Origin of the sequence: Gilliamella sp. W8128, from assembly GCF_016100545.1 — a bacterium.
GTDB lineage: Bacteria > Pseudomonadota > Gammaproteobacteria > Enterobacterales > Orbaceae > Gilliamella > Gilliamella apis.
Genome location: NZ_JACFSE010000009.1, coordinates 36,441 through 55,582 on the forward strand (window position 1 = coordinate 36,441; position 19,142 = coordinate 55,582).

Below are 19,142 nucleotides of genomic sequence, written 5' to 3' on the forward strand. Positions count from 1 at the left end.
TTCTTGGTCAAATTTAGTAATTACTAGATTTTATGGGAAAACTATTTTATTCCTTTTCGGCTACTATTAAGAACATTGGCGTTGAATGGTAATTAATTTGTTCAATTTCATCCCAAACAACTTTTGATATATCGTTTTCAATACAAATATTTTTATAACCAATTGATTGTAAAATCTTCTTATCCCATTCAGGTCTAATTTCCTTACTTAATGGTAGTAATTTGGCGATTCGTTCCATTTCTTGTGTATCGGTTTGTCGATAATGATCTTCAATGCCATATTCCATGGTATTTTGTCTATCTTGCATATATTGTGAATAAAGATTTTTATTAAAAAGAAATAGATACCAATTGGCATCAAAATTAAGTAATTTACCTTTAGTATTTAATACTCTAAACCATTCTTGATATGCTAAAGTTGGATTACTCAAATTCCACGTTACATTACGCAATATAATTAAATCAAAACTATTGTCTTCGAATGGTAAGCAATGAACATCTGATAAAACAAAATTAACCTTTACTTGGTATTGTATTGCATTGTTTTTTGCTTGATTTATCATTTCTTCAGTAGCATCTACTGCAGTTACTTCATGTCCGGCTAACGCTAACGTGATAGCTAAAAAACCGGGACCAGTACCTATATCCAATACGCGTAATTTCTCTTTTTGCGGAGCATGACGCAAAATTAACTCTTGCCAGATAATTTTTTTTTCAGTAGCCAGTTCATCTTGATTAGTTTGGCTGTACTCTTTTGCTCGACTTGCCCAATATATGATAAGATCTCTCAAAATATTATCATCAATATTATTTGCTGATATCACTTATTCTTCTCGCTTTTTATTTTACATTTTTAATTATTTTTTTATAAATTTTTATTGCAGCACAGGCAGCCCCATAACCATTATCAATATTCATTGTCATGATTCCTCCTGTGCAACTTGATAAGCAGGCATTGAGAGCAACATGACCTCCAGTAGCTACGCCATAGCCAACGGATGTAGGTACAGCAATAATAGGAGTATCAATAAGGCCAGCTAAAACAGTAGGTAATGCCGCTTCCATACCTGCAATAGCAATAATAATGCTGTATTTTTGTAAGTTAGGAAGTTGTTGTTGTAGACGCCATAATCCTGCAACACCTATATCCTGATATAAATCTGCTTTTATGCCATGGTAATTTAAGGTAATTAGTGTTTCTTCACACACTGAAGCATCAGACGAGCCAGCAGAGACAATAGCTATATGAGTTTGTTCTTTTTCATTGACTGATTCTCGTTTAGCAAATATAGCGCATTGACTAATTTCATGATACTTGATTTGTTTTTGCCAATAGTTATTTAAATTATTATATTTTTCATAAGATAAATGAGTGAATAGTAGTGATGTTTGGTTTTGTTCAGCAATAGATAAGATCTTTTCAAGTTGTGTAACTGTTTTATATTGGCTAAACACGGCTTCTGAAATACCACATCTTTGGCTCCGTTCAAAATCCATAATAATATCAGAGGATTTCATTTTTATTGCTCCTTTGAAATATAATCAATTATTTTTAACGCCAATAAACGCACTTCCTTTTTCATAAGTTGATATCTGGATATCATGTGGAATAGCTAGTGGAGTAATGATAATTTTTATTTTATTGATAATGAGATCTCTTTGAGAATTTGTTAACTGTTCAACAATATGAGGTTCTAATTCAAGTACGACTTTATCATTGCGTATCCTAAATCTAACCAAAGATACTTTTAATTCTAAACGAATAATATTTTCTATTTTATCAATTGTTTGTAGATGATTAATATCAATTTTAACACCTGTTTCAATGCGACTAGATAAACAAGGTGATGCAGGAATATCTTTTAAATCATGAAGTTGAAAATAATTAGCTATTTTCCTTATCATTGCTTTATCAATGTTTAGTTCAACATAGGGTTGTCTTACATTTTGTTCTTTTGCTGCTATTAGTCCTGGTCGATAATCACCTAAATCATCTAGATTTGTTCCGGTTATCAAAGCTCCATGGTTTAGTTTTTTCAATTTTTCAAATAGACAGCTTTTACAATAATAACAACGATTGACGGGATTATTTCTATAAGATTCATTATTTAACTCTCCAGCATCAATAAATTCTACATGCCAATAATATTTGTTGGCATATTCTCGGATACGATTAGCATCTAAAATAGGAACAGAAACCGACGTTGAATGAGCAATTAGAGCTTCTTTTCCTATAGTTTTATTGGCTATATAAGCGAGTAACATACTATCAATGCCACCACTTGTCGCAATTGTGCATGTTTTGATTGTTTGAAACCACTTTGTTAGTGATAAAACGGTTGATTCAATATCTAAAGTTGTCATGATTTGATATCCTTTTCATGATCATTTAATTTTTGACTAAGATTTTTTAAGGCTGTTTGCTCAATTTTATATTTGATTATTTGGCATTCAGCATATGATTTACCTATTAATTTTAATTTGTCAGATTCTAATTTCGCTGTGTAATTATGATTAGGGCGAGTAGCGACTTTCACTGGCCATTGTTGTTGGTCTATATTTAACGTGATATGCTCTCTTGAAAGTTTGAAACGATTAATCGGCCAATATCTAACACCTAATGTACTGGTTTCTGTAAATAATTGATGGCAGATATTGGTCAATTGTTCTGATAAACATAATATCTCTATTCGGTTCATCCAACGTCCTTTCTTGCCTTTTATTTGTAGACTAACTAAATCAATAACACCAGATAATATTCTTAATTTATCTTCTGCTATTGCAAGGCTTTCAGATGTCATATCATCAATATCACATTGAATAATAAAAATACTATCTTGTTCTAAATTAGCTTGTGATTGTGTTGTAAAAACATTGGCTCTTAAAATATTTGGTTTTTGTTTAAAAGTTCGCTGTCCGCAACCATAACCACTTTTAACAAATGAACCATTTAAGAAGCTTGAATTGTGCTTCATTAGCCAAGCAAGAATAGCAGCTCCTGTTGGAGTGATGCGTTCACCAATTTCATCATCATGAATCCATTGAAAATTTGTTAGTATCTTTAATATAGCTGGCGCCGGAACGGGTAAGGTTCCATGTGCACATTTTATCGAACCTTGTCCCCAAGGTAGTGCAGAACAAGACCAACTTGATACATTACTATGGGTGATTAGAAATGCAGCTGTAATTATATCGATTATGGCATCGTCGGCACCTACTTCATGTAGAGCTATATTTTGTAAATCAATGCCGTGTATTTCGCTCTCAGCTTGAGCAAGAATCATATAAATCTCTTTTGCACATTGGTAAGTTTTATCATGTGCTTTAATTTGATTTAACTTCACTAATATATCTTGCCATGCATAGTGTTCATGATTATTTGTTTGTGTATTTTTAGCTACAAAGTGAGCTTGTGTTTTTAAAGGTTTTAATATCAGATGTTGAGAATCATCAATTGCCTGATTATTTTTTAAAACAACAAACTGTTTACCTACAATCTCTTTTTGTCGTGTTGTTTTGATTTCTAATTGATATGATCTAAAAATAGCTAAAGGAGATAAAAATGCCCGTAATGGGGATTCTAGTTCAGGAAATGCATCTAGCATTGCTGAACAGAACATATCTCCTGCTATTCCTCCAACTATGTCCAGATGAATATGCATTATTTAACCTTTCAAAATTTTCCTAAAATACAATGTACTTAAAATTTATTCTAAATACATTGTATTCGTTATACTAGTTATTTAATCTGTATATTACTTAATTTATTGGTTATTTTTCTGTTATAACCTAATCATTTGTACCCACATTTTTTGGTAGCACAAAAATAAGGATAGAACCAATTACTACCACAATGCCAATTGATAATAAACCGGCAGCAGGAGTACCGACGATATTTTCAGAATGTTGCCTTAAAATAGGTGCGCCAAAACTAAATAATGCACCAAACATATTAACAAAACCAATACCTGCAGCTAGAGCATTACCAGTTAAAATTGATGAAGGCATAATCCAGAAAATAGGTTGGCAGGCGAAATAAGCAGTACCCGCGATACATAGCGCAATAATAGCAGGTACAGCTCCAACATAAGCCGATAATCCCAATGCCAGTCCACCGACTAATAATGTTGTTGCACAGGTATTACGTCTTTCTTGAACTTTATCTGAATATCTAGGTATAAAAAATGTACCTAATAATGCGCATAACCATGGTAATGTTGTAACTAAAGATGTCATGAAGTTAACTTTACTTCCCATAATGCTAGCAACTTGACTTGGTAAAAAGAAGATAAGACCATATACACCACATTGAATGCAGCCATAAATAATAGCAAAGTGCCATATTCTTGGATTTTTTAAGGCATCCATAAGTTTAGCTGAAGCTGCTTTTTTGTTGTTTTCTTCTGATTGCATTTGATTTGCCAGCAATTGTTTTTCTTCTGCAGATAAGAATCTTGCTGTTTCAGGTGTATCATCCAAATAGAAAAATGTCCAAATACCTGCAATAATTGCAAGTGCACCTTCAATTATAAACATCCAAAACCATCCCGGATGGTTTAAAAATCCATGAAGTTCTAAAAGAGCACCAGAAAGTGGTGAACCGAATGCCATAGCTAATGGTGCACCCATATAAAATAAGCCCATCACGGCAGCACGATTTGCTTGAGGGAACCATTGTGATGTTAAATAGATCATACCAGGAAAGAACCCAGCTTCAGTAATACCAAGTAATATCCTGATTGTTAAGAATTTAACTTCTGAATCAGCAAATCCCATTCCTGCTGATAAAACACCCCAAGCCAATGTAGTTACACCAATCCAATTTCTGGCACCAAATTTCTTTAGACATAAGTTTGCTGGTGCACCTAAAAATGCATATACTACAAAAAATAATCCTGCTCCTAATGCATAAGCTTCATTACTTAATCCAATGTCAATTTGGTAACTTTCTTTGGCAAAACCAATATTTGAACGATCTAAAAATGCTAAAACATAAAGTATTAACATAAATGGAATTAATCGAATTTTTGTTTTTTTTATTACCGATAATAAGTTAATATTACTCATAGAGAACTCCCTAGCCTTCAATTGAAGACTATAATTTAAATTTTTAATAATTCTTAGCTATTATTAATCACATATTTACATGCCAATACCTATATCAGTTACATTGTTATTGTCATCGAAAGATATGTATTCAGGTTTAGTTAGAATCTCGATTTGTGGATTTGACTTTGCATCTTCAAGCATATTTTCTGAAATATAAAACTCATCAATATGTAATGTATTAGCTATTCTGATAATGCGTGCTTCTTTTCGTCCATCTAAAATAATGCATGTCTTAATAGCTGCTTGCATGGCTTGTTTATCATTAGCTAATATTACTGGTACATAGCCGTCTTGGCTTAATCGAGAGGTTAATACATTTGGATAAGTTTCAGGAAAATCTACTTTATCTAACAAACGTTGAGTTGAAAAATCCGCAAATCCCATTCCGGTAGCATTTCCGCCACTTTTTTCATGTAGATCTAAAACCACTATTCGGTCAGGACGGATTGTGGCAATCGGTTGCATAAATGGTGTACAAGCTCTGCCGGTTACATGACAATCCATGCCTCCACCAGAATAAATTTTTCCCATTAGATCAACAATACAAACATCGACATTATCAAACATCACTTTCGGGAAATAGCTTTTAGATTTTGATAACAATATTTTTTCACGTTCTTCAAGTTTATTGGCAGGAATAGCTTCGATATCAACGACTTGATCATAGGCGTTTTCAATTGTTCCGATTCCGAATAAGAAAGGTGTATTGGCTATTTTAACTTTTGCCATCTCGACAATATTATTTGCCATACAACCAAATCCATAAGTATGGCAAGAATCCGCACCTTTTTGTTTAGCAAAACCAATTGAAAGCATTTTTATAATTCCACTTTCAATGGGTGCAGTAAATGCGTTATGTGCTTTTATGCGATTAATACAAATAATACCATCAGCTTGCATGGCATTTTTATCCATTAATACTTCAAGCCCATTAGGTAACTGTCCAACTTTTATTGTTTCCATTGAAGAGCGAATTTCACATCCTAAAAATTCTTCTGTCATACCTAATTTTTCTAGAACATGAATTTGTCCTTCAGCAGTAGCTCCTCCATGACTACCCATAGCTGGAACACCATAAGGGTTAGCGCCTAGAGCTTTTAACTCATTAATCACCGCTCTTGCAATTAAGTGTATTTTGGCAATACCTCTACTACCGAGACCAACTGCAATGGACATGTCTTTTTTTATTAAATTTTTGATTTCTGGCTTCGAAAATTCAGCGTGAACTTTAGCATCAATATCTTGAATTTCATCGGGTGACTCAAAGTGTTGCTTAACTCTTACCATCCTAGGTATTTTTACATCATTAAGTAATTCATCAACAAATGACATAGTTTTCTCCTTATTTGTAATATAATTAAGATTTAAAACAAAATATTACATAATTGCACCGGGCTGCCATGGGACGAATTCAAGTGAGCCGTATCCAAATTTTTCACTTTTAGTCTTTTCACCAGAAGCAACAGCTAAGATTGTTTCAAATATTCGCTTACCTGCTTGCTCTAATGTTTCTTGTCCATCAGCTACATCACCACAATTAATATCCATATCTTCCTCTTGGCGACGCCATAGAAAATTATTGGATGCGATTTTTATGCATGGGGTTGGTTTTGAACCATATGCAGATCCCCTTCCTGTTGTAAAACACATAATATTGGCTCCACCAGCAATTTGGCCTGTACATGCAAATGCGTCATATCCAGGGGTATCCATAAATACCAATCCTTTTGCGGTTACTGGTTCTGCATATTCATATACATCAATAAGATTAGTACTTCCTGCTTTACAAATCGCACCAAGTGATTTTTCAAGAATGGTCGTTAATCCTCCTTCTTTATTGCCTGCGGATGGATTATTATTTAATTCTGCGTGACATCTTTTGGCATAATCCTCCCACCATAAAATTCGATTAATTAGTTTTTCACCTACTTCTTTGGAAGTTGCTCGGCGAGTAAGTATATATTCAGCACCATAAATTTCAGGGGTTTCGGCGAGTATTGCTGTACCTCCTTGCTGTACGAGTAAATCAACAGCTACGCCAAGTGCAGGGTTAGCAGAAATGCCTGAGTAACTATCAGAACCACCACATTCAAGTGCTAAAACTAATTCTGATGCAGGTACTTCTTCTCTTGTGTATTGATTTGCTTCATTTAACATGCTTTCAATAATAGTTACGCCCTTATCGAAAGTTTTTTGTGATCCACCTGTTTCTTGAATAGTCATATGTTGTAGCATAGGACCTTCATTTAAACCTTTCACTTGAATAAGATCTTTGATTTGATTTGATTCACAACCAAGGCCAATTATTAGAATACCGGCAAAGTTAGGATGATTTGCATAACCGCTCATTGTGCGTTGCATCATCTTCATCAAATCACCTTTCATATCCATGGCACAACCAAAACTTTGAGGTAGGGCTACGATTCCATCTATATTGGGATAATCAGCTAATCCTTTAGCTTTAAAGTGATCTTCAAGGCGACGTGCAACTGTTGCACTACAGTTGACGGATGTTAGTATGCCAATATAGTTACGGGTTGCTATTTGGCCGTTTTTACGCTTATAGCCCATGAAAGTCCTTTTTTCACTAGCCATTGGTGTTTCTTGTTTATCTGCACAAAAGTCATATTCGTGCCCATAATCACCCATTTTTAGATTATGTAAATGGATATGTTCTCCAGCTTGAATATCACAAATTGCATAACCTATAATTTGATTATAACGTTTAATTGGTTGATCTTTTTCGATATTGTGAAGCGCTATTTTATGTCCTTCTTTTATATCGGAAAGTACAGAAACATTAGCTTCTTGAATGATGTATCCTTTGGATACAGGAAAACGAGCTATGGCAACATCATCATTGGGATGAAGTATGATTACTTTAGATACTTCGCTCATAATTTGCTCCTAAAACTAATTAGTAATAAATTTTTATAAAATTTTTGAATCGGATAATAATTTTTTTAGAACTTTCTTTTTATCGGAAGTTAATGGCATTACTGGAGCTAAAACTTCTGTTGAAATATCGACACCGGACAGTTTTATTGCTTGTTTGATTACGCCAAAGAATGGAGATTCAATTGCATAGACAGGCATTAATTTTGCTAATTGACGTTGTAATTTAAATGCTTTTTCATAATCTTTTTTAACAAAAGCTTTATAAATTCCTTTAGTAATTTTTGGGGCAAAATTAAATGTTGCTGGAATGCCACCATGACCACCAAGAATAAGAGTGTCTAACATATATTCATCAAATCCACTGAAGATAATAAAATCTGGACGGAAGGCGTGAACTCTGTTGATAACTTCTCGGGTATGGCTGATATTATCAATGGTGTCTTTCAAACCAATAATATTTGGTTGATCCTTGGCTAATTGAGTAATAACATCAATACCAATATCTTGGCCGGTTAATGCCGGGAAATTGTAAAGTAGTACTGGTATATCAAGATTTTCAGCGACAGTTTTATAATGGTTATAAATTGCATCACTGTTTAATAAAGCATAATAAGGGTTAACAACTAAAACTGCATCAGCACCGATTTGAGCTGCATGTTTTCCATATTGAATTGTTTCTGCGGTACTTGGACTGGATATTCCAATCATCACCGGAATGCGTTTATTGATATGTTTTACCGCAAATTCAGCAACTTCATATCGCAACTTAGGTGGCATATGGCAGAACTCACCACCACTACCTAGAATTAAAACACCATCAGCTTCGTTATCGATGAGATGATCTAATAATTTGCCCATTCCTTTTTTATCTAGTTCCCCTTTTTTATTAACGATAGTAGGGACTGGAGGGAATATACCTTTAAATTTTTCTAAATTCATTTTTTCTCCTTGTTCATGATGTAGAACATTGTTTCTTACATTGGAACAGATTATTGGTAAAAAAATCTAGAATTGCAATGTATTAATTCAAAAGAAAATTAATTTTGTGATCATCCTCTCATTGTCAAAAATAATTTTTTTTGTAATTGGTTTTTTCCGTATAATGAAATACAGTTCTTTTTGTGGGAATTTTTTAATGTTATTAATTAAGAGGTAAATATGATTTATTACATTCCACCGGTTAATCTATTGGGTAAAGGATGTTTATCTGAATTAGGTGTACCGGTTAAAAAACTAAATTGCCGAAAAGCATTCGTTGTTAGTGATAAGTTTTTAGTGGGTAATGGTACTGTAGATAGAGTAGTAGATATATTGGCAAAAGAGGGGATTGAATCGGTTATTTTTTACGATGTAAAACCAAATCCAACCGTTACCAATGTTGAAAATGCACTAAAATTATGTCAAGAATCTAAATGTGATTTTATTGTCTCAATTGGTGGTGGGTCGCCACAAGATTGTGGTAAAGCCGTTGCTGTGTTGGCGACGAATGGTGGTAAAATTACTGATTATGAAGGGATGCATAAAAGTAAACATAAATGTTTACCGATTGTGGCAATAGCAACAACTGCTGGTACCTCTGCCGAAGTTACCATCAATTACGTGATTACTGATGAAAGTAGACATGTCAAAATGATTATGGTGGATCCAAATACATTGGCGTCAATAACAGTTAGTGATCCCGATTTAATGATTTCTAAACCAGCCAATTTAACTGCGGCAACAGGTATGGATGCATTAACTCATGCTATTGAAGCTGTAGTTGCTAAAGGAGCGATGGATGTTACTGATTCAACCGCATTATATGCGATTGGTCAAACTTTTAAGTATTTAGCTCGAGCGGTTAAAAATGGTAACGATATCGAAGCCAGAGAACAAATGAGTTATGCCTGCTTTTTAAACGGTATTGCTTTTAGTAATGCTGGTTTAGGTAATGTGCATGCGATGGCTCATCAACTTGGTGGTCTTTATGATTTACCTCATGGGGTATGTAATGCAATGTTATTATCGGTAGTTGAAGAAGAAAATGCTAAACATGCGCCAGAAAAATTTAGAGTTATCGCAGAAACAATCGGATTAGATACTAAAAATAAAACGGATCAAGAGTGTGTTGATTATGTGATAAAACGAATTAAAGATTTGGCACAAGAGGTAGGTATCCCTAAATCTTTAAAAGAAATTGGTGTTGATAATCCAGATTTTGAATTATTGGCTGAAAATTCGATGAAAGATGCTTGTGCCGGAGCAAATCCAGTATTTTTTGATAAACAAAAACTGATTGAGTTATTTAAGAAAATAGCGTAGCAGTTAATTTATCCAATGAGTCAAAATAATATTGAATCATAATGATTCAATATTATTAAAACTTATCTGTCAATTGTTGGCATGCATCACGTACTAATTGTGAGTATTTATCGATTTTATCCACAGGTAGTTGAAAAAGAACACCCGAAATACTGATAGCTGCGATGGGTTCGTTATTTTTATTGAAGATTGGTGCAGCAATACAATGAACACCTTGAACATCTTCCTGATTATCATAAGCCCAACCTTGAGACCTAATTTTAGCAAGCTCTTTTTTTAACTGTTTCTTGCTGGTTATTGTTGTGTCGGTATATTTGATTAATTTATCTTCGGGAATAAGTTGATCAATTTTTTCTTCTGGTAACCAAGCTATTAATGCTTTGCCAATACCAGAGCTATGCAAAGGCAATTTTTTACCAATCCAAGTGCGAATACCAATAGCCTGATCATTTTCAATTTTAGCAATATAAACAGAATAAAGACCATCAAGAACACCTAAATGGCAGGTCAAATTGGTTTTATCTCGCAGTTTAATCATTAAAGGTTCGGCTATTTTAGTGATATCAAACTGTTCTAGAGATTTATCTCCCCATTCATGCAATTTTAACCCAAGATAATACTTATTTTGATCTTGTCGCAAAATACCATGCATGACTAAGGCATTTAATAGTGTTGATGTACTGCTTTTAGGTAAATTGAGATCTTGAAATATTTGACTAAAAGTAGCCCCTCTGTGGTTATCTAAATAATCACAAATACGGACAATTTTATCTAATGCTGGTACCAGTGTTTGAATATTGGGCATGAAATATCCTAATATAATAATGTAAGAAATATATTTATTTTATTGATACTAATTGTTTAGAAAAACATATTATGAACGGTTTAGTGTATTAAGTGTCTTATCTTCAACATTATATTCAAGTTATTTGATAAGGAAAAGAAAATAACTTTTATTATTTTTCTCGCTTTGTGAATTTAAATCGATAAATCCTTATCTTGCATCATGTTAGGCATAGTTATATTATGAGTGACAATGCTATATTATTTAAGGAATGAGCTATGTTAAAATCAATAGATCCAACCTCTACATCTTCTTGGAAATCCCTTCAAGCCAGTTATCAAAAACATCATAATAAAACTATAGCCGAAATATTAAAAGACGAGCCTAAGCGCGTCGAAAAACTGAGTATTCCGTTTGAGGATGAGTTTTTGGTTGATCTTTCAAAAAACCGTTTAACGCAAGAAACATTAGAAATTCTTTATCAGCTTGTGGATGAGTGTGATTTAGGTGGCGCAATTAAAGCGATGTATAGTGGTGAAAAAATTAATCGCACAGAAGATCGAGCCGTGTTACACGTTGCACTTCGTAATGTATCTAATACTCCAATTTATGTTGATGGCAAAAATGTTATGGATGATGTCAATGCAGTGCTTGCTAAGATGGAGTCCTTTAGTAAAAAAGTGATTAGCGGTGAATGGAAAGGTTATACCGGCAAGGCTATCACCGATGTTGTTAATATCGGCATTGGTGGTTCAGATTTAGGACCTCACATGATTACTGAAGCTCTTCGACCTTATAAAAACCATTTAACGATGCATTTTGTATCTAATGTTGATGGCACTCATATTGTAGAAGCGTTAAAAGATCTTAATCCAGAAACAACACTCTTTTTAGTTGCCTCAAAAACGTTTACAACTCAAGAAACGATGACTAATGCTCAAACTGCCCGTCAATGGTTACTTGATGCAGCTAAAGATGATAAAGCAGTAGCACTGCATTTTGTTGCATTATCAACTAATACTAAAGAAGTTGAAAAGTTTGGTATTGATACTGCTAATATGTTTGAATTTTGGGATTGGGTTGGTGGTCGCTATTCGTCTTGGTCGGCAATTGGTTTATCAATCGTTCTTTCTATTGGTTACGAAAACTTTAAACAGTTTTTAGCTGGTGGCCATGCAATGGATAAACATTTCCAAAGCGCACCAATTGAAAAAAATATTCCAACATTACTTGCGTTAATTGGTCTTTGGTACAATAACTTCTGTGGCGCAGAAACTGAAGCAATTTTACCTTATGATCAATATATGCATCGTTTTGCTGCTTATTTCCAACAAGGTAATATGGAATCAAATGGTAAAAGCGTTGATCGTAATGGTAATAAAACGACTTATACTACAGGACCTATTATTTGGGGTGAACCTGGTACTAATGGCCAACATGCCTTCTATCAATTGATTCATCAAGGTACTAAACTGATTCCTTGTGATTTTATTGCACCAGCAATTAGCCATAATCCGGTTGGAGATCATCATCCTAAATTACTTTCAAATTTCTTTGCACAAACTGAAGCTTTAGCTTTTGGTAAAACTGAGCAACAGGTAGAACAAGAATTCCTTGCGGCTGGTAAAAGCCTTGATGAAGTTAAATCTATTATTCCTTTTAAAGTTTTTGCCGGTAATAAGCCAACCAACTCTATTTTAGTCAAAAAAATCACACCTTATGCATTAGGTGCATTAGTTGCTATGTATGAACACAAAATCTTCACACAAGGTGTTATTCTTAACATCTTTAGTTTTGATCAATGGGGTGTTGAACTAGGTAAACAGCTAGCTGGTCGTATTTTACCTGAATTAGCCGATGATAAACCTGTGAGTTCTCATGATGATTCAACTAACAACTTAATCAATCAATACAAGAAATGGCGTTAGAGCGAGTTTAACAATAGATAAAAAACCTTCAGTTTTAACTGAAGGTTTTTATAGATGATTATTTTTTAATACGCATAATTGGCGTTTTACCTGCTTCAACAGAACCAGTTAGTTTGGTTAGTTCAACTACTGTTTCCATATTTGAAATTACAACAGGAGTTAAAACTGATTTAGCTTTACTTTCAAGTAACGGTAGATCAATTTCAATGATAGTATCACCAATTTTAACTTGTTGTCCTTCTTCAGCAACACGAGTAAAACCTTCACCTTTTAGTTCAACGGTATCTATACCAAAATGAACAAAAAGTTCAATACCTTCATCTGACTCAATCGCAAAAGCATGATTAGTTTCAAAAATTTTGCCAATTTTACCATTTAATGGTGCGACAATTTTGTTGCCAGATGGTTTAATTGCAACGCCATCACCAACGATTTTTTCAGCAAAAACAACATCAGGCACATCTTCGATTTTAACGATCTCTCCACTAAGAGGTGCAATAATTTCAATGCTATTTTTGTTATCGTCAGAGACAAACTGTTTTATTTTATCAAATAGACCCATTATGGCCTCCTAACAAATTTGCTTTTCAGCAGTATATTTTTCAATTAAATCAGTTATTTCTTTAGCGGTTGCTTTTTCTAGTGCAGTTTCAGCAAATTTTTTCGCTTCTTCGTAATTGGTATTACGAATTAATTTTTTGATTTTAGGAATTGATACAGCACTCATACTAAACTCATCAAGTCCCATACCTAATAATAGGATAGTTGCTCTTTCATCACCAGCAAGTTCACCACACATTCCTGTCCATTTGCCTTCTTTATGAGAAGCATCAATGACATTTTTAATTAATGTTAACACTGATGGTGAAAACGGATTATAAAGATGTGAGATAAGCTCATTACCACGGTCAACAGCAAGTGTATATTGGGTTAAATCGTTAGTACCAATACTGAAGAAGTCAACTTCTTTAGCTAAGTGACGAGCAATAACTGCTGCTGCAGGGGTTTCAATCATAACTCCAATTTCGATTTCTTTATCAAACGCTTTACCTTCGGCGGTTAATTGTTCTTTAAGAATATTGATTTCAGATTTTAAGATACGAATTTCTTCAACTGAAATAATCATTGGGAACATGATACGTAATTTACCAAAGGCTGAAGCACGTAGAATTGCGCGTAATTGTGCATGTAATATCTCTTTACGATCTAAACAGATACGAATTGCACGCCAACCTAAGAATGGATTTTCTTCTTTTGGTAAATGCATATAAGGTACATCTTTGTCACCACCAATATCCATGGTACGAACGATAATTGATAAACCATTCGTTGATTCGGCTACTTCTTTATATGCTTTGAATTGTTCTTCTTCATTAGGATACGCATCACGATCCATAAATAAGAATTCAGTGCGATAAAGACCAACACCTTCATAACCATTACGATCGGCACCAGCAATATCACGAACTGTACCGATATTGGCACAAATTTCCACTTGATGACCATCAAGAGTTACCGCTGGTAAATCTTTTAATTTTGCTAATTCTTCTTTGTCAGCAATATATTTTGCTTGGACTTGTTTTAATTTTTCTTCAGTAGTGTGATCAGGATTAATATAGATAGCGTTGTTGATAGCATCTAAAATAACAAAATCACCTTGTTTGATTGCTTGGGTTGCATTAGAGGTACCAACGATAGCTGGAATTTCTAATGAACGAGCCATGATTGAGGTATGTGACGTACGGCCACCTGCATCAGTGATAAAGCCTAATACCATATCTAAATTTAATTGTGCAGTTTCTGATGGTGTTAAATCAGTTGCAACTAGGATACAAGGTTGGCTAATAGCACTTAGATCAACAATTTCAATACCTAGAATGTTTTTCAATAGACGTTTGCCAATATCACGGATATCTGCAGCACGTTCTTTTAAATATTCGTCATCTAAGTTTTCTAACTCTTTTGCTTGCGTTTCAAATACAGATTGAACGGCAGCATCAGCACTTGAGTGTTTACTTTGGATACGAGAGATAACTTCTTGTTCAAGATCTTCATCTTCAAGAAGCATTATGTGACCTTCAAAAATAGCAGCTTTATCTTCACCTAATGTAGTTTTTGCTCTCTCCATGATAGCATTTAATTGTTCGCTTGATTTTTGACGAGCTTCTTTAAAGCGTTCGATTTCAGCATCAATTTTGTTATCAAGAATTTGCCTATTATTAATTACAATAGGTTCTTCTTTTAATAATAGCGCTTTTGCAAAAGCGATACCTGGGGAAACAAGTATACCTGATACCATAATATTTAATCCTTATTCAATATTAAAACCGTTCAATAATAATTGGGAGTATTATTCCAATTCAGGAATTAATTTTACTAGATGAGTTACTGCTTCTTTTTCATCTTCACCTTCGGCTGAAATAGTAATAGTTGTGCCTTGAGTTAAGCCTAATGTTTGTAATTTGAATAAGCTTTTAGCGCTAGCACTTTTTCCGTTTGATGTGACAGTAATTTCAGCATTAAAGTTTTTTGCTTCTTTTACAAATTGCGCAGCAGGGCGAGTATGAAGGCCATTCGATGCAGTAATGGTTACATCTTGTTTGTACATAATTATTTTACTCCCAAAAATATGTTTTTTCAGACGACAATATAAATAAAAACAGCGTGAAAGGCTAGTAAGATTTCACTGTTCTTTAACAATTCGCCCAATCTTGATGGTGATAAATCAACCAAGTTAGCCGATATTATTGTTAATATCGGTAAATTCGAGTGATTTTATCACGACATTTTTTAAATTCCACCTGCCCGTGAATTCCTCGTTTGATATTTTCAAACACAACTTCTTCACTACCATCAAGTTGTGAAGCTCGGATCTCTTCGTGGCAAAAAGATTCAAATTTTTCAAGCTCTTGTTCGCTGTTGCCTAAATGATAATTTTTAGGTAAATCTTGGCTAGTTATAGAGGTATTTGTTTGATTCTGTACATTAAGAACAATCACGCCTTTATTGGGCACCCATGAACTACATGCAGTTAATGACATAACAAAGAATAAAAATAGCGAGGGCAATGCTACGATCAATCTAAAAATGTTCAAAATATTTCCTTTATAAAGCACAATAACCTGTTTATTATTTATAGCTAGGCATAAATTATATACTATTAATCCGTGAAAGTGCAGGGGTGTGTTTTCACGGTATTTAAGACTAAGGTGGATCTAATGACTAATAGCAATAATTACAATGAACTTAATCGCCAACTTATCCAAAATAAAATCGGCATGACAGCGGCTGAACTACATGGTTTTTTATCAGGTATTTTAGCAGGAGGCAATCATGATGAAAGTTGGAAAATTTTAACTAAGGATATGTTAAATGATGGGCAAAGCATTGCTGAACCTTTAAACAAAGAAATTGAAAAATTATATCATTTAACAAAACAACAACTTATTGATGAAGATTTTGAGTTTCAATTGTTACTCGGCGATCAAGATCTATTTACTCAGATTGATGATTTAGTCGGATGGGTTAATCATTTTTTATTAGGAATTGGTTTGGTTCAACCTAAAATTAATCGGGTTAAAGGTGATGTTGGTGAAGCAATATATGACCTGAGACAAATCGTTAAGTTGGGTTATGATGAAAATGAAGATCAGCAAGAGTTAGGCTTTGCGTTTGAAGAAATTAAAGAATACGTTCGGATCACGGCGATGCTCTGTTTTGATGAGTTTAATGAATCTGATATAACCCCAACTATTCATTAATATCAGTATTATTGATTTTTAAGGTACAAGTTATGGTAGATATGTATAGCAAAACAGAACTTTTAGCGCGACGAAATAAATTATTGGCACAAATGGAGCAAAATAGTATCGCTTTGTTTTTTGCTTCACCAGAGGTTACGCGAAGCAATGATACTCACTATCCTTATCGGCAAGATAGTGATTTTTGGTATTTTACTTTTTTTGCTGAGCCAGAAGCACTATTAGCGGTAATAAAGGAATCTGATAATCAGGCTAGATACATATTATTTAACCGTAAAAAGGATCCTTTAGCGGAAACATGGACCGGATATCGGTTAGGTCAACAAGCTGCACTTGAAAAAGTTTTAGTAGATGAAGCTTATCTTTTTGACGAGATTGATGAGGTTTTGCCTAATTTAATCAATGGTAAAAAAGCTATTTATCATGCTGACCAGCTTTATCATTATGCTGACGAGATAATTAAAAAAACGCTTAATACTTTACGGCAAGGTGGTCGATTCAAACTTTCAGCACCAAGCATAGTTATTGATTGGCGACCAATCGTTCACGAAATGCGGATGTTTAAGTCTGAATATGAAATCGCCATTTTACGTCAAGCTTGTGAAATCAGTGCGCAGGCACATATTCGAGCAATGCAAAAATGTCAGCCCAATTGGTTTGAATATCAATTAGAAGCCGAAATTTTACACGAGTTTGCTCGGCGTGGTGCTCGTTGGCCGTCATATAACACTATTGTTGGTGGGGGAAATAATGGTTGTATATTGCATTATGAGAATAATAGCGACCAATTGAAAGATGGCGAGTTAGTCTTAATTGATGCTGGTTGTGAATATCAATATTATGCCGGTGATATCACCCGTACATTTCCTATAAATGGTAAATTTAATCAGTCACAACGTGAAATATATGACATTGTGTTAACCGCACAATACGCGGCAATCAAATTATTACAACCAGGTACTGCAATATCAATAGTAAACCAACAAATTATTCGAATTATGGTTGAAGGTTTAGTTAAACTTGGCATTATGCAGGGCGATATCGAGACGTTAATTGCAAATAAAGCTTACATGGCATTTTATATGCATGGTTTAGGACATTGGCTAGGTATTGATGTGCATGATGTCGGTAGCGATCGTGATCGTATCCTTGCTCCAGGCATGGTGTTAACGGTTGAACCAGGGCTCTATATTAATCAAGAAGCCCATGTTCCTGAGCGTTATAAAGGAATCGGCATCCGTATAGAGGATAATATTTTAATTACTGATTCAGGCAATGAAGTTTTAACCACAATGGTGCCTAAAGATCCTCAACAAATTGAGCAGTTAATGCAAGTCAATAAATAAACTTATGATCAAGTAAGGTGCAAATCAATAAATTAAGATTAGCACCAGTAAGTTTTATTTTAAATAAATACTATTGAATGATAGTTATTGATTGATAAATGTCAGTTTAGCCGTTACCTAAACTAATTGAACTATCACGATTAAAGATAATCTTCATTTTGATATCTTTACCAGCAATTGGTTTGTATTTCCATGTTTTCATTGCTGTGATCACTGAGCGATTAAAAATATTATTGGGTTGAGCTTCAATAATTCTAATATTTTCAACTCGCCCTTCACTATTTACATCAAACATGACAATAACATGACCTTCTAAGCGCATGTCTAGTGCTCTTCTTGGATATTCTGGGCGATTTCGGCTAATCGGTGTTGGAGTGCCCGAATATTGCTGACTATCAGAAATTTTAGGTGCTACTGATGTTTTTGCCGTATTATCACTAATTGCTTCTTGTCTAACTTGTTGATGAGAAGCTTTTTGTGTAGGTGGCTTTTTCTTTTTTGGTTTCGGTTTTGGTTCTGGTTTTACTATTGTTGGTTTATCCGGTTCAACAGTAGGTTTTTCGGGTTCTTTTTCCGGTGTTGGCTCAGGTGTTTCTTCTTTAACAACTTCAGGTTCTACAACAGGCTCAACGGGTTGCTCTTCAATAGGTTTATTATCTATGATTTCACTGTTTTCAGCACCTTGAATATCAGGCGTATTTTCAACTAATGATTGTTCTGGGGCTGCTAACTGAGTAAGGTCAACCATTACGGCTTTAATTGAATCATCACCTTCATCAATCATAATATTATTTGCGAACAATGCCGAGCTAAATAATAATCCTAATAAAAGTAGATGAGATATCACAGCAACAGATGCAAATACGTATATATAATCATCCTTTTGCTTATTTGCAGCAGATGATTGCGGCTCTTTTTCTGTGTTGATATCTATATCAAAATTGATCTTCATAACAGTAATAATTTTTCCCTTAGGGTGTGTATTCTAAATGAAAATGCTTATCATTTGTAGTATT

General features: G+C 34.0%; 18 protein-coding genes. 4 read left to right on the forward strand and 14 right to left on the reverse strand.

Translation table 11 applies throughout. The annotated features are described in order from the left end of the window. Positions 1 to 46 precede the first annotated feature (46 nt). The 8 genes from H3U97_RS10035 to H3U97_RS10070 form a co-directional block, all read right to left on the reverse strand. Positions 47 to 820 (reverse strand): class I SAM-dependent methyltransferase, encoded by a 774-nt coding sequence (locus tag H3U97_RS10035; protein ID WP_065651724.1) that lies wholly within the window; start codon positions 818 to 820, stop codon positions 47 to 49. Positions 821 to 839: 19 nt separating this feature from the next. Further along, positions 840 to 1,517 carry a nickel pincer cofactor biosynthesis protein LarB gene (gene larB / locus H3U97_RS10040; protein ID WP_065578388.1) on the reverse strand — a complete coding sequence of 226 codons (678 nt, stop codon included), beginning with the start codon at positions 1,515 to 1,517 and terminating at the stop codon, positions 840 to 842. Between the two features lie 24 nt (positions 1,518 to 1,541). Beyond that, positions 1,542 to 2,363 carry a hypothetical protein gene (locus H3U97_RS10045; protein ID WP_198198863.1) on the reverse strand — a complete coding sequence of 274 codons (822 nt, stop codon included), beginning with the start codon at positions 2,361 to 2,363 and terminating at the stop codon, positions 1,542 to 1,544. Continuing rightward, on the reverse strand, positions 2,360 to 3,661 hold the full coding sequence (locus H3U97_RS10050) for a LarC family nickel insertion protein (protein ID WP_065578387.1): 1,302 nt from the start codon (positions 3,659 to 3,661) through the stop codon (positions 2,360 to 2,362). The genes H3U97_RS10045 and H3U97_RS10050 overlap by 4 nt, the downstream gene beginning before the upstream one ends. Positions 3,662 to 3,788: 127 nt before the next feature. After that, the gene (locus H3U97_RS10055; RefSeq protein WP_065578386.1) at positions 3,789 to 5,066 is read right to left on the reverse strand and encodes an MFS transporter; all 1,278 of its coding nucleotides are present in this window, start codon (positions 5,064 to 5,066) and stop codon (positions 3,789 to 3,791) included. A 75-nt stretch (positions 5,067 to 5,141) separates the two neighbouring features. Next, the gene (locus H3U97_RS10060) at positions 5,142 to 6,440 is read right to left on the reverse strand and encodes a lactate racemase domain-containing protein (protein WP_065578385.1); all 1,299 of its coding nucleotides are present in this window, start codon (positions 6,438 to 6,440) and stop codon (positions 5,142 to 5,144) included. A 45-nt stretch (positions 6,441 to 6,485) separates the two neighbouring features. Beyond that, positions 6,486 to 8,006, reverse strand: a complete 1,521-nt coding sequence (locus tag H3U97_RS10065; RefSeq protein WP_065578384.1) for a UxaA family hydrolase — start codon at positions 8,004 to 8,006, stop codon at positions 6,486 to 6,488. A gap of 33 nt (positions 8,007 to 8,039) precedes the next feature. Next, positions 8,040 to 8,945: a dihydrodipicolinate synthase family protein gene (locus H3U97_RS10070; RefSeq protein WP_198198865.1), complete on the reverse strand. Its 906-nt coding sequence runs from the start codon at positions 8,943 to 8,945 to the stop codon at positions 8,040 to 8,042. 219 nt (positions 8,946 to 9,164) lie between these two features. On the opposite strand from H3U97_RS10070, the gene H3U97_RS10075 reads away from it, so the two are divergent. Beyond that, positions 9,165 to 10,307 (forward strand): iron-containing alcohol dehydrogenase, encoded by a 1,143-nt coding sequence (locus tag H3U97_RS10075; RefSeq protein WP_065578382.1) that lies wholly within the window; start codon positions 9,165 to 9,167, stop codon positions 10,305 to 10,307. 55 nt (positions 10,308 to 10,362) lie between these two features. Here H3U97_RS10075 and H3U97_RS10080 read toward each other — a convergent pair whose 3' ends face one another. Then, complete coding sequence (locus H3U97_RS10080; RefSeq protein WP_034901731.1) at positions 10,363 to 11,112, reverse strand: IclR family transcriptional regulator; 750 nt, start codon at positions 11,110 to 11,112, stop codon at positions 10,363 to 10,365. Positions 11,113 to 11,369: 257 nt separating this feature from the next. Here H3U97_RS10080 and pgi point away from each other — a divergent pair, with 257 nt between their 5' ends. Continuing rightward, positions 11,370 to 13,019 (forward strand): glucose-6-phosphate isomerase, encoded by a 1,650-nt coding sequence (pgi, locus tag H3U97_RS10085; protein ID WP_198198866.1) that lies wholly within the window; start codon positions 11,370 to 11,372, stop codon positions 13,017 to 13,019. A 58-nt stretch (positions 13,020 to 13,077) separates the two neighbouring features. Here pgi and crr read toward each other — a convergent pair whose 3' ends face one another. From crr to H3U97_RS10105, 4 genes are all read right to left on the reverse strand, one after another. Continuing rightward, entirely contained in the window at positions 13,078 to 13,581 is a 504-nt protein-coding gene (gene crr / locus H3U97_RS10090; RefSeq protein WP_065578381.1) for a PTS glucose transporter subunit IIA, read from the reverse strand. A 9-nt stretch (positions 13,582 to 13,590) separates the two neighbouring features. After that, entirely contained in the window at positions 13,591 to 15,318 is a 1,728-nt protein-coding gene (gene ptsI, locus H3U97_RS10095; protein ID WP_034901725.1) for a phosphoenolpyruvate-protein phosphotransferase PtsI, read from the reverse strand. Between the two features lie 51 nt (positions 15,319 to 15,369). After that, complete coding sequence (gene ptsH, locus H3U97_RS10100) at positions 15,370 to 15,627, reverse strand: phosphocarrier protein Hpr (protein WP_034901724.1); 258 nt, start codon at positions 15,625 to 15,627, stop codon at positions 15,370 to 15,372. 142 nt (positions 15,628 to 15,769) lie between these two features. Then, a complete protein-coding gene (locus tag H3U97_RS10105) occupies positions 15,770 to 16,114 on the reverse strand; it encodes a hypothetical protein (protein WP_034901722.1) in 345 nt (114 codons plus the stop codon). Between the two features lie 123 nt (positions 16,115 to 16,237). Here H3U97_RS10105 and H3U97_RS10110 point away from each other — a divergent pair, with 123 nt between their 5' ends. Beyond that, positions 16,238 to 16,780 carry a UPF0149 family protein gene (locus H3U97_RS10110; protein WP_034901720.1) on the forward strand — a complete coding sequence of 181 codons (543 nt, stop codon included), beginning with the start codon at positions 16,238 to 16,240 and terminating at the stop codon, positions 16,778 to 16,780. Positions 16,781 to 16,812: 32 nt separating this feature from the next. Then, positions 16,813 to 18,126: a Xaa-Pro aminopeptidase gene (pepP, locus tag H3U97_RS10115; RefSeq protein WP_232343796.1), complete on the forward strand. Its 1,314-nt coding sequence runs from the start codon at positions 16,813 to 16,815 to the stop codon at positions 18,124 to 18,126. Positions 18,127 to 18,232: 106 nt separating this feature from the next. On the opposite strand, the gene H3U97_RS10120 is transcribed toward pepP, so the two are convergent. Further along, positions 18,233 to 19,078, reverse strand: a complete 846-nt coding sequence (locus H3U97_RS10120; protein ID WP_065578378.1) for a TonB family protein — start codon at positions 19,076 to 19,078, stop codon at positions 18,233 to 18,235. Positions 19,079 to 19,142: the final 64 nt, after the last annotated feature.